Genomic DNA, 11,487 nt, shown 5'->3' on the forward strand with positions numbered 1-11,487 from the left:
CTTCCGGTCGTCCTCCTCCGACCACCGTAAGCAAGGTTGCGCGACCTCGCGCCAGGAATGCGGCACGCTGGAGTAATGACGGCGGACGGATGGACCCAGGTCGTACGGCACCACGTGGGACTCGGCAGGCTGCTGCCGCTGGGCGGACCGGGTGACGGCGCGTGGATCGCGGAGGCCGCGGCCGGGGCGGTGCTGCGCCGCGCGGCGGACGAGGTGCCCGGGGTGCGGCTGGGCGCGCTGCGGATCGCCCTCGCCCATCCGGCGGCAGTGACCGAGCCCGCCGTACCGGCCCCGCCGAGCGCGCTGCCGCCGGGCGCCCTGCGGGTGACGGCGGACTTCGCGGCGGCCTTCGCCGAGCCGCTGCCGGCGGCCGCCGCGCGACTGCGGCGGGCGCTCGCCACGGCGGCGGACGAGCGCCTCGGCCTCGCGGTGACGGAGGTGGACCTGCGCGTCACCGACCTGCTGGATGCGGCCGGAGCGGCGCGGCAGGCGCCGCCCCCGCAACAGCCGGCCGCCCGCGAGGTGACGGCCCCGGCCGGGGACCGCGCCGCCGAGGCTGCCCTGTCCGTGCCGGGCGTCGCCCGGCTGACCGGCCTGCGTGTCGAGACCCGCACGGGCGGCACGGCCGCCCTGACGCACCGCCATGTGCGGGTGGACCTGGCCGCCACCGCGGCCCACCGGACCGCCGACGTGGCCCGGCGGGTCCGCGCGGCCGTCCGGGACGCGCTGGCGGACAGGCCGACGGTGGCGGTGCTGGTGACGGCGGTCGACGAGCAGGCCCCGGCAGGGACCGTGTGACGTCTCGCGGGCTTACTCGCCGATTCCGGCGAGGTCGCGCAGCCGCCGGGCCTGGGCGGCACGCTCGGCCGCGCGCTGCTCGTCGTACGTGCGGTCCACCGCGCCCTTGAGCAGCGCCTTGGTCTCCACGACCGCGTCCCGCGGGGCCGCCAGCAGCGCCGCCGCCAGGTCCCGCGCCGCGGCGTCGAGTTCCGCCGCCGGCACCGCGAGGTTCGCCAGTCCCGACGCGACGGACTCCCGCGCGTCGACGAAGCGGCCGGTGGCGCAGATCTCCAGCGCGCGGGCATAACCGACCAGACCGACCAGCGGGTGCGTGCCGGTCAGGTCGGGGACGAGGCCGAGGCTGGTCTCGCGCATGGCGAACTGCACGTCGTCCGCGACGACCCGCAGGTCGCAGGCGAGCGCCAGCTGGAACCCGGCACCGATGGCATGTCCTTGAACGGCGGCGACGGAGACGATGTCGTTGCGCCGCCACCAGGTGAACGCCTCCTGGTATTGAGCGATGGTCGCGTCGATCTCGGCGTCGTCACGGTGCGCGAGATCGATGAAGTTCGGCTCGCCCGGGATCCCCTCCGGGGTGAACATCTGCCGGTCCAGCCCGGCGGAGAAGGACTTGCCCTCGCCGCGCAGCATCACGACGCGGACGGAGCCCGGCAGCAGCCGGCCGGCCTCGATGAGTGCCCGCCACAGGGCGGGGCTCTGCGCATTGCGCTTGGCCGGGTTGGTCAGCGTCACCGTGGCGAGCGCGTCGTCGACGGTGAGCCGTACGCCGTCCTTGTCGAGTACAGGTGCGAGGTCCTGGGCGGGCGTGGCCATGGGGCGCCTCCGATGGGTGCGGTCAGCGAAGCGGAGCTAAGTGACTGCACAGTAACCACCCGGCCGGTCGGATCGCCGACCGGGTGGCCACCATCGAAGCCGGTGGGCCGCCCGGAGTCAGGACGATGCGGCCTTCTTGCCCCGGGTCGCTCCGCCACGCCCACGCAGCGTGACGCCCGACTCGCTGAGCATCCGGTGTACGAAGCCATACGAGCGGCCGGTCTCCTCGGCCAGCGCCCGGATGCTCGCACCGGAGTCGTACTTCTTCTTCAGGTCTGCCGCGAGCTTGTCGCGCGCGGCGCCGGTCACCCGGCTGCCCTTCTTCAGAGTCTCGGCCACCCGTGCCTCCTCATGGGAAGTGCGCTCTGGTCTCCTCATGATCACCCCTCCGGGGCGTGATGGCCACCCATTCGGCAAGGTCCGTGAGACATCGTTGTGACGACAGGAGTGGATCCCCACAAGCGGAATGCCGTATTCCAAGCGATGGTGCCGACACGGCCGAACGGGTGGATTCGCGAAGTCCCAGGTCAGAGACGCGCCACGGCCGACCCCTTGCTGGACGAGGAATCGGCCGGGAAATCGGTGTACGACACACCCTGATATGAGGAGATCTCACACAGATGACGGATCACGGCTCGGCCGAATGATCCATACCCAGTGGATCAGACTTTCGGTCACGCCAGGGCGACGAGGTCCGCGTAGTCGGCGCCCCACAGGTCCTCGATGCCGTCGGGCAGCAGGATGATCCGCTCCGGCTGGAGCGCCTCGACGGCGCCCTCGTCGTGGGTGACCAGGACGACCGCGCCCTTGTAGGTGCGCAGCGCGCCGAGGATCTCCTCGCGGCTGGCCGGGTCGAGGTTGTTGGTCGGCTCGTCCAGCAGCAGCACGTTGGCGGAGGAGACCACCAGGGTCGCGAGCGCCAGACGCGTCTTCTCGCCGCCGGAGAGGACACCGGCGGGCTTGTCCACGTCGTCGCCGGAGAACAGGAACGAGCCGAGCACCTTGCGGACCTCGACCAGGTCCATGTCGGGGGCGGCCGAGCGCATGTTCTCCAGGACCGTGCGCTCCGGGTCCAGGGTCTCGTGCTCCTGGGCGTAGTAGCCGAGCTTGAGGCCGTGGCCGGCGACGACCTGGCCGGTGTCCGGCCGCTCCACGCCCGCGAGCAGCCGCAGCAGGGTGGTCTTGCCGGCGCCGTTGAGACCGAGGATGACGACCCGGGAGCCCTTGTCGATGGCCAGGTCGACGTCGGTGAAGATCTCCAGCGAGCCGTACGACTTCGACAGGCCCTCGGCGGTCAGCGGGGTCCGGCCGCAGGGCGCCGGCTCCGGGAAGCGGAGCTTGGCGACCTTGTCGGACATCCGGACCTCTTCGAGCCCGGAGAGCAGCTTCTCGGCGCGGCGGGCCATGTTCTGCGCGGCGACCGTCTTGGTGGCCTTGGCGCGCATCTTGTCGGCCTGGGCGTTGAGCGCGGCGGCCTTCTTCTCGGCGTTGGCCCGCTCCCGCTTGCGGCGCTTCTCGTCGGCCTCGCGCTGCTGCTGGTAGAGCTTCCAGCCCATGTTGTAGATGTCGATCACGGAGCGGTTGGCGTCCAGGTAGAACACCTTGTTGACGACCGTCTCGACCAGGTCGACGTCGTGGGAGATCACGATGAAGCCGCCGCGGTAGGTCTTCAGGTAGTCCCGCAGCCACACGATCGAGTCGGCGTCGAGGTGGTTGGTCGGCTCGTCCAGCAGCAGGGTGTCCGCGTCGGAGAACAGGATCCGGGCCAGCTCGATACGGCGGCGCTGACCGCCGGAGAGGGTGTGCAGCGGCTGGCCGAGCACCCGGTCGGGCAGGTTCAGCGCGGCGGCGATGGTGGCGGCCTCGGCCTCGGCGGCGTACCCGCCCTTGGTGAGGAACTCGGTCTCCTGGCGCTCGTACTGCCGAAGCGCCTTCTCGCGGGTGGCGCCCGTGCCGTTGGCGATGCGCTGCTCGTTCTCGCGCATCTTGCGGATCAGCACGTCGAGGCCGCGGGCGGACAGGACGCGGTCGCGGGCCAGCACGTCCAGGTCGCCGGTGCGGGGGTCCTGCGGGAGGTAGCCGACCTCGCCGGAGCGGGTGATGGTGCCGGCGGCCGGGATGCCCTCGCCGGCCAGGCACTTGGTGAGGGTGGTCTTGCCGGCGCCGTTGCGGCCGACGAGACCGATGCGGTCGCCCTTGGCGACGCGGAAGGTGGCGTTCTCGACGAGGACACGGGCGCCGGCGCGCAGCTCGATTCCGGAGGCGGAGATCACGGACAGACTCCTGGGCGTACAGGGATTGGCGGGTGGGCGGCTGAGGACGTTCCCGCCGTCTAATGCGCGAGGAGAATGGCCATGGGAAGAAGTCTAACGGGGCGGTGCAAGCCGTTTTCCCGCCTCCGCATCCCCGCCCGGCGGGCCGGGGAGAACTCTGCGGGAGGAGTGATCTGTATGGCGGGTATGGGCGGCGGACGGCCTGGCATCTGTCCCACGCTGCTGTACGCGGACGCGAAGGCGGCGATCCGGCAGCTCACGGAGGGGCTGGGGTTCACCGAGCTGACGGTGTACGAGGCCGCGGACGGCAAGGTGCTGCACGCCGAGCTGGTGCAGGGCAACGGCGCGGTGATGATCGGCTCCAAGGGCCGCGGCGGGCCGTTCGACGCGGCGCTGCGGCACGCGGGGCCCGCCGGGGTGTACGTGGTGGTGGACGACGTGGACGCCCACCACCAGCGGGCCGTGGCGCACGGCGTGGAGATCCTGCTGCCCCCGACGGACCAGGACTACGGCTCCCGGGACTACCTCGCCCGGGACGTCGAGGGCAACATCTGGAGCTTCGGGACGTACGCGCCGGAGATCGGCGTCTGAACCGCCCCGCCGGGCTCAGCCGCCGGTGTGCACCTGGAACGCGGCCCGGCGCACGGCCTTGGCGAGGGCCGGGTCGGGGTGGGCGGCGGCGAGGGCGACCAGGACCTGCACGGTGCGCGGGTGGCCGACGGCGCGGACCTCGTCGAGCAGCTGGGGCACGGTGGGCTGCACCGCGGACTCCAGGTGCCGGACCAGCATCGGCGCCTCGCCGTGGTCGGCGACGGCCGCGGCGGTGTCCACCCACAGCCAGGTGGCCTCCTCGCGGGTGAGGACCTCGTGGGCGTCCTCCGGGTCGAGGCCGTCGTGCTCGGCGAGCCAGAGCAGGGCGTACGGCCGCAGCGCCGGCTCGTCCACCACGGCCCGCACCTCGGGCTCGGCGGGCGCGCCGACCACGCGCAGCGCCTCGAAGGCGAGCCCGCGCAGCAGGGCGTCCTCGCCCCGCGCGGCGTCGATCAGCTCGGTGACGGCGCTGCCGACGGTGCGGGCGGCCAGCCAGGCGCGGTACTCGGCGCGGGCCGCGTTGGGGCGCAGCTGGGCGCAGCCGCGGAGCATGTCCTCGGCGGACTGCTCGATGTTGCCCGCGGGGCTCTGCGCGGCCACGCAGATCTGCTCCAGCTTGACCCACACCGCCCAGCTGCCCAGCGGGGTGAGGGTGGCCTGGCCCGCGCCGTAGGTGAGGGCGCCGACGGAGGCGAGCGCGCCCAGCGCCCAGTCGAGGAGCGGGGCGAGGGAGGCGGGCGGGACGTCCGTGGCCTCGGCCGGCGCGGCGGGCGGCTCGGTGCCGGGCTCGTACGTGACCTCGCAGCGTTCGGTGCGCAGTTCGGTGACCCGCTGCTGGAGCAGGTCGAGGAGCTGTTCGACCGGGACCGGCCCGGCGGACAGCTGGAGGAAGGAGAGCACCTGGGGCATGGCCGAGACGACCTCGGCGACGGCGGCCGGTTCGTGGCCCGCGGGTTCGGGCACGGCGAGCGACCAGGCGTCGAAGAGGGCGACCCAGCCGCGCAGCACGGCGCTGTCGTCGCGGTCCCAGGCGCGCAGCCGCCAGCCGGGACGGGCGCTGTCGCCGTGCACCTCGACCAGTCCGGCGAGGCGGGCGGTGTCCCAGTCGGCGCGGACCTGGTCGGGGGTGAGCCCGAGGTCGGCGGCGGCACGTTCGGCGGTCGCGGTGGAGAGGGTGGCCTTGCCGTCGGCGGTGGCGCCGTCGCGGCCGGGGCCCAGGGCGTTGTCCGCCCAGCGGGCGACGCGGACCGCGCCGGCCAGCCCGCTGCGGGCCATTTTGGCCAGCTCGGCCCGGGCGGGGGTGCCCTCGGGCGGCCGGGGTGCGGGGCGGCGCGGGTGCCGCTGGTTCACAGCTCTGGGGGCGGCGGCCAGGGGTCGAGGTCGGACGAGTCGGAGCCTGGAGTCGCGCGGGATACGGGACGTCACAGGGGCAGTCTTCCGGTTGACGGTCCGAAAACCCAAACGGAATGTCACGGCGGGCAACGGGGATGGCCAAGGCACCGGGGTGCGCGGGGGCCGGGCGGGCGTTTTTCGGCCAGTCCCAGGGCCCTAACCGGAACGGCCGGACCGCAAGGGGCGCGCGCCCGGCGCGCCCCGGCGTGCGCCGTCACATCAGCGGGGTGAGGAAGCGCCGCAGACGCTCCTCGTACTCCTTCGGGTCGGGGTTCCACATCGCCGCGTGCGGGGCGCCCGGGACGGTGTGCAGGGCGACGCGGTCGGGGCGGCGCTCGGCGAGCGTCCGGGAGAACTCCCAGGGGGCCACGCGGTCGCCGGGGCCGTGGATGATCAGGGTGGGCACGGTGAGCCGCTCGGGGTCGGTGATCTCGGCGACCCGGTCGGCGTGCAGCCCGGCACGGCCCTGTGCGGCGCGCACCGCGAGCGGCAGCAGCGGGGGCGGGGTGTGCCGGGCGCGGGCGAGGGCGCGCAGCGTGGCCTCCCAGCTGAGCACCGGGGAGTCGAGGACGAGGCCGGCGATGTGGTCGCGCATCGCGGAGTGCTCGGCGGCGCGCAGGGCCATGGTGGCGCCGGTGGACCAGCCGAGCAGGACGACGCGGCGGGCGCCGTGGCGGACGGCGTGGTGGATCGCCGCGTCCAGGTCCCGCCACTCGGTCTCGCCGAAGTGGTTCAGGCCGTCGGCGGGGCGGGGGGCGCCGAGGTCGCCGCGGTAGGCGAGGGCGAGGACCGGCAGATGGCGGCCGTTCAGGAACCCCATGAGGTTCATGGCGTGTTCGCGGGTGGTGCCCAGGCCGTGCACCGCGATCACCCAGACGTCCCGGCTGCCGGGCAGGAACCAGGCGGGCAGGGGGCCGAGTTCGCCGGGCACGTCGACGTCGGTGTGGTCGAGGCCGAGGGCGGTGCGCGGGTTGCCGACGTAGAGGTTCGGGGTGAGCCACACGGGGTCGCCGGGGGCGAGGGTGCCGTGCGTGACGCGGTCGAGACGGCGCACGACGGTGTCGGCGGTGGGCCGGGTGTCCGCGAGGACCGGGCCGACGACCGCGTGCGAGCCGTCGCCCGCCAGGCCGTAGGAGCCGGGGCGCAGGGAGGCCAGGTCCCGGGTGAGGGTGATCTGGCCGGCGGCGGTGCCGTGCACGGTGAGCCGGGGTTCGGTGGGCAGCGGGCGGCTGCCGGTGGTCTTCAGCGCGGCGTCGCTGGCGAGCCGCCCGGCGGCCACGGACGCCATGCCGGCGGCGAGTACGGCGGTGACTGCGGCGGCGGCCGCTTTGACGGTGCGCACCCCATCAGTGTCCCGGCGGCCCCCGAGCCCGGCCAGCGGAGCCGGGGAGGAGGGTGACGGGCGCGCGGCCGGAGCGCCGGGACTCCGGCGGCCCCCGGGGAACGGGTCCGCCTGGCGGCGGGGCCCGGCCTGGCGGCGCGCGGCGAGTGGGGCCCCGAGGCGCCGGCCGCGCGGCACCGCGAACCGGGCCGCGGGCCCGCGCGGGAAGGCCGGGGCGAGCGGGCCCGGGAGAGCCTGGCGCAGGGCGCGGGCGAGCCGGTTCGGGAGCCGTCGGGGGGCCTTCGCGGGCCTCCCGGCGCCGAGGCGGCCGGGCGCGGCGAGCCGGGACACAGGTCCCCGGCCCCGCGGGGGCGAGGAGGGCCGGCTCACCGGGCCCCGGCGCCAGAGTGAGGCGAGCCGGGCCGCGAGACGGCGGCGGGCGTGCGCCGACGCGGTCGTGTCGCGGAGCCGGGGCGAGAAGGGCGAGGTCACACGGGCCCGGGCCGTGCCGGTGGCCGGGGACGGGCGGCGGAACCCACCGGGTGTGCCCGGTGTCGGGCGGTCCGCGGGGCGGTCGGGGACAGCGGGGACGGGGAGCATGGGACGGTCACCTCCGTTGGCCGTATCCCTTCAGGCGTTCCCCGACCTCGGCGAGTTGTGCCTCCGTCAGCAAAGAGGGGGTCAGACCCGGCACGGAGGAGGCCGTCAGCCACAGGCGGCACATCCACTCCAGCTGGGCGGTGCGGTCGTAGGCCTGGTCCAGGGTGGCGCCGTAGGTGACGGTGCCGTGGTTGCGCAGCAGGCAGCCGGAGCGGCCGGCCAGGGCGCGGAGCATGTTCTCGGCCAGTTCCTCGGTGCCGTACGTGGCGTAGGGCGCGACCCGGACCGGTCCGCCGAGGGCCGCGGCCATGTAGTGGACCAGCGGCAGCTCGGTCACCAGCGTGGAGACGGCGGTGGCGTGCACGGCGTGGGTGTGCACGATCGCGCGGGCCCCGGTGCCGCGGTAGACGGCGAGGTGCATGGGCAGCTCGCTGGTCGGCACCAGTGTGCCGAGCACCTGACGGCCGGTGAGGTCCACACCGGTGATGTCGTCCGGGCCCAGCCGGTCGTAGGGCACACCCGAGGGAGTGACCAGCACCACGTCCCCGACGCGCGCGGAGACGTTGCCCGAGGTACCGACGACCAGTCCGTCGGCCACGCTCCGCCGCGCCGTCTCGACCAACGCCGCCCACCGGTCCGCCGTTTCCCCGCTCACCTCTGCGCGCACCCCGCCCGCCCTTCCTCGCCCGTCCCGCGGCTCCACGGTCCTGCCGTGATCCTGCCAGCCACCCCCGCGGCGGGCGGCCGTTCGGCGTACTTCTGTCCGAGATCCCGCACCCCAAAAGGGTGCACATCACGGCAAAACGCCAGCAATCTACGCCAATTCCATGATCAGCCGCCCTTGAATGAGCCCTCCTTGCCCGCCCGGCGACCCGCTCGTCCGCCACGACCTGGTCGTCCGTCACCCCGGGGAGACGGCACATGACCCGCACCCTCCTCCGTCGCCGCGCCGGTGTCCTGGCCGCGGCCGCGGCGGCGCTCGTCCTCACCTGCGCCCCGACCGCCTCGGCCGGTCCGCCGGACCGGGCCGCGCACCAGCCCCGGGGACACGACGTGTCCTCCCACCAGAAGCGCGTGGACTGGCAGTCCGCGCAGGACGAGGGCGCCCGCTTCGTCTACGTCAAGGCGACCGAGGCCACGGGCTACCGCAACCCCTACTTCGACCAGCAGTACGACGGGGCGCGCGCGGCCGGCCTGATCCGGGGCGCCTACCACTTCGCGCTGCCGGACCGCTCCTCCGGCGCCCGGCAGGCCGCGTACTTCGTGGCGCACGGCGGGGACTGGCGGGCCGACGGCTGGACGCTGCCGCCCGCGCTGGACATCGAGTACAACCCGTACAGCGCGCGGCACAAGTGCTACGGGCTGAGCAAGAAGAAGATGACGAAGTGGATCTGGTCCTTCAGCGACGAGATCCGGCGCCAGACCGGCCGCCGGCCTGTGATCTACACCACCTTGCAGTGGTGGAAGCTCTGCACCGGCAACAGCCGCGCCTTCGCCTCCACCCACCCCCTGTGGGTCGCCCGCCACGGCACCTCCGGACCGGGCAGGCTGCCGGGCGGCTGGCGGTACTGGACCTTCTGGCAGTACGACACCGCCGGCCGGCTGCCGGGTGACCAGAATCTCTTCAACGGCACCACCGGCCGGCTGCGGACCTTCGCGCTGGGCTGGTGACCCAAGGGGCGCCTGGGCGCGCCCGGGACGGGAGGCGGAAACGGAGGTCCACACCCCCCGTTACGGACATCCCCGTGCCCGCCCCAGTTCATCTTCCGTTCACCCAGGTTGCCTACGTTCATCCAGCCAACGACCTCGAACGATTGCCTGGGTAAATGGAAAGCTTCTCGCTGATCCTCGCGATTGTGGTGGTGACCGCACTCGCGTTTGATTTCACGAACGGTTTCCACGACACCGCGAACGCGATGGCCACCACCATCTCCACAGGCGCCATGAAGCCGAAGCTCGCGGTGGCCATGTCCGCCTCCCTCAACCTGGTGGGCGCCTTCCTCTCCGTGGAGGTCGCCAACACGATCTCCAAGGGTCTCGTCGACGAGAGCGGCATCCGTCCCGAGGTCATCTTCGCCGCCCTGGTCGGCGCGATCCTCTGGAACCTGGTGACCTGGCTGGTGGGCCTGCCCTCCAGTTCCTCGCACGCTCTGATGGGCGGTCTGATCGGCGCCGCCGTCGCCTCCGCCGGATTCGGCGCCGTGCACGGCGGCGTGCTGGTGACCAAGGTGCTGCTGCCCGCGGTCGCGGCGCCGGTCGTCGCGGGCATCGCCTCGATGGTCGCCACCCGCTCCTCCTACGGCATCGGCGGCAAGACCGAGGGCGCGGCCACCCGCAAGGGCTACCGCACCGGCCAGGTCGCCTCCGCCGCCCTGGTCTCCCTCGCGCACGGCACCAACGACGCGCAGAAGACGATGGGCGTCATCACCCTCGCACTGATCGCGGGCGGCGCCATCGCCCCCGGCTCCAACCCTCCCACCTGGGTGATCCTCTCCGCGGGCCTGGCCATCGCGGCCGGCACCTACATCGGCGGCTGGCGCATCATCCGCACCATGGGCACCGGCCTGACCGATCTGGAGCCCCGCCAGGGCTTCGCCGCCCAGACCAGCGCCGCCACGGCCATCCTGGCCTCCTCCCACCTCGGCTTCTCCCTCTCCACCACCCACGTCGTCTCCGGCGCCGTGATGGGCGCGGGCCTGGGCCGCAAGGGCGGCGTGGTCCGCTGGTCCACCGCCACCCGCATGACCGTCGCCTGGGTGCTCACCCTGCCGGCCGCCGCCCTGGTCGGCGCGGGCGCCGAGGCCGTCACCGAACTCGGTGACTGGGGCACCGCCGTGGTCGCCGTCTTCCTGGTCGCCGCGAGCGCCTGGATCTACAAGCTGTCCCGCCGCGAGGTCATCGACCACACCAACGTGGTCGCCGAGCCGCCCGCGGAGCCCTCCGGCGTGGTCACCACCGCCATCGCCGCGGTGACCCCGCCCCCGGCGGGCACCGTCGCCGACGGCCTGACCGCCACCATCCCGGCCCCGGCCGTCGAACCGGCGGCCACCGCCCCGGCCGCGCCGCCGGCCGCCACCGTCTGATCCCGCGCCCGTTCACCAAGGAAGCATCCCCATGAAGATCGACTGGGCGGCCATCGGCTCCGTCTTCGGCGTCAGCCTCGTGTTCACGGTGGGCCTGGTGGCCCTGTTCACCCTCGGGGTCAACGGCCTGGCCAAGCGCGAGAAGGCCGCCGCCCAGGGTGAGTCCGCGGCGCTCGCCGTCACCGGTGCCTACGTCTGCTTCGCGGCGTGCGCGGCGGCGGTGGCGTACGGCATCGTCCTGATCGTCTCCAAGTCCTGACCGCACGGCCCCACCCGACGGCACACCCCGAAGGCCCCCGCGCGCCCGTCGCGCGCCGGGGCCTTCGGCGTGCCCGTACCGTGGCGCGATGTGGGCATCGGCACACTCCCGCAGGTCAACGGCAAGTTGACGGCCGTTCCGGGCACGTGGTGGACTTCCCAGGCCATGTAAGGCGGCAGAAGAGGAAGCCGGTGCGAATCCGGCGCGGTCCCGCCACTGTCACCGGGGTGCACACCCCGGGAGCCAGGAACTCTCGCCGCCCGTTTTTCTTCGTACCAGGGCGCGGACACCCTGAGTGAGGACCTGTATCGCCATGCTCGGCAGCCGAAGGACCAGTACCAGGACCACCGTCGC

At 73.8% G+C, this 11,487-nt stretch carries 11 protein-coding genes and 1 riboswitch; of the genes, 5 read left to right on the top strand and 6 right to left on the bottom strand.

Features of this window, described 5'->3' with window-relative positions:
• The first annotated feature begins 75 nt into the window (after window positions 1–75).
• On the top strand, window positions 76–798 hold the full coding sequence (locus ACSP97_RS09195; RefSeq protein WP_355323169.1) for a nucleopolyhedrovirus P10 family protein: 723 nt from the start codon (window positions 76–78) through the stop codon (window positions 796–798).
• A 12-nt stretch (window positions 799–810) separates the two neighbouring features.
• Here the strand turns inward: ACSP97_RS09195 and ACSP97_RS09200 are convergent, their stop codons facing one another.
• The 3 genes from ACSP97_RS09200 to ACSP97_RS09210 form a co-directional block, all read right to left on the bottom strand.
• A complete protein-coding gene (locus ACSP97_RS09200; RefSeq protein WP_358276159.1) occupies window positions 811–1,614 on the bottom strand; it encodes an enoyl-CoA hydratase/isomerase family protein in 804 nt (267 codons plus the stop codon).
• A gap of 117 nt (window positions 1,615–1,731) precedes the next feature.
• Window positions 1,732–1,953 carry a helix-turn-helix domain-containing protein gene (locus ACSP97_RS09205; protein ID WP_004002281.1) on the bottom strand — a complete coding sequence of 74 codons (222 nt, stop codon included), beginning with the start codon at window positions 1,951–1,953 and terminating at the stop codon, window positions 1,732–1,734.
• 335 nt (window positions 1,954–2,288) lie between these two features.
• Window positions 2,289–3,887, bottom strand: coding sequence for an ABC-F family ATP-binding cassette domain-containing protein (locus ACSP97_RS09210; protein WP_358276162.1), 1,599 nt, complete (start codon window positions 3,885–3,887; stop codon window positions 2,289–2,291).
• Window positions 3,888–4,064: 177 nt separating this feature from the next.
• On the opposite strand from ACSP97_RS09210, the gene ACSP97_RS09215 reads away from it, so the two are divergent.
• Window positions 4,065–4,478 carry a VOC family protein gene (locus ACSP97_RS09215; RefSeq protein WP_355153258.1) on the top strand — a complete coding sequence of 138 codons (414 nt, stop codon included), beginning with the start codon at window positions 4,065–4,067 and terminating at the stop codon, window positions 4,476–4,478.
• A gap of 15 nt (window positions 4,479–4,493) precedes the next feature.
• Here the strand turns inward: ACSP97_RS09215 and ACSP97_RS09220 are convergent, their stop codons facing one another.
• From ACSP97_RS09220 to ACSP97_RS09230, 3 genes are all read right to left on the bottom strand, one after another.
• The gene (locus ACSP97_RS09220; protein WP_355153337.1) at window positions 4,494–5,753 is read right to left on the bottom strand and encodes a hypothetical protein; all 1,260 of its coding nucleotides are present in this window, start codon (window positions 5,751–5,753) and stop codon (window positions 4,494–4,496) included.
• 331 nt (window positions 5,754–6,084) lie between these two features.
• Entirely contained in the window at window positions 6,085–7,212 is a 1,128-nt protein-coding gene (locus tag ACSP97_RS09225; protein ID WP_440557086.1) for an alpha/beta hydrolase, read from the bottom strand.
• A 586-nt stretch (window positions 7,213–7,798) separates the two neighbouring features.
• Window positions 7,799–8,458 carry a class II aldolase/adducin family protein gene (locus tag ACSP97_RS09230; protein ID WP_355153261.1) on the bottom strand — a complete coding sequence of 220 codons (660 nt, stop codon included), beginning with the start codon at window positions 8,456–8,458 and terminating at the stop codon, window positions 7,799–7,801.
• Between the two features lie 254 nt (window positions 8,459–8,712).
• Here ACSP97_RS09230 and ACSP97_RS09235 point away from each other — a divergent pair, with 254 nt between their 5' ends.
• From ACSP97_RS09235 to ACSP97_RS09245, 3 genes are all read left to right on the top strand, one after another.
• Window positions 8,713–9,462, top strand: a complete 750-nt coding sequence (locus tag ACSP97_RS09235; RefSeq protein ID WP_355153263.1) for a lysozyme — start codon at window positions 8,713–8,715, stop codon at window positions 9,460–9,462.
• 155 nt (window positions 9,463–9,617) lie between these two features.
• Entirely contained in the window at window positions 9,618–10,874 is a 1,257-nt protein-coding gene (locus tag ACSP97_RS09240; protein ID WP_355153265.1) for an inorganic phosphate transporter, read from the top strand.
• A 31-nt stretch (window positions 10,875–10,905) separates the two neighbouring features.
• Window positions 10,906–11,133 carry a hypothetical protein gene (locus tag ACSP97_RS09245; RefSeq protein ID WP_070025913.1) on the top strand — a complete coding sequence of 76 codons (228 nt, stop codon included), beginning with the start codon at window positions 10,906–10,908 and terminating at the stop codon, window positions 11,131–11,133.
• A gap of 133 nt (window positions 11,134–11,266) precedes the next feature.
• Window positions 11,267–11,405: riboswitch (cobalamin riboswitch) on the top strand.
• Window positions 11,406–11,487 lie beyond the last annotated feature (82 nt).

Origin of the sequence: Streptomyces sp. SCPE 10 (genome assembly GCF_051980735.1) — a bacterium.
GTDB lineage: Bacteria > Actinomycetota > Actinomycetes > Streptomycetales > Streptomycetaceae > Streptomyces > Streptomyces misionensis.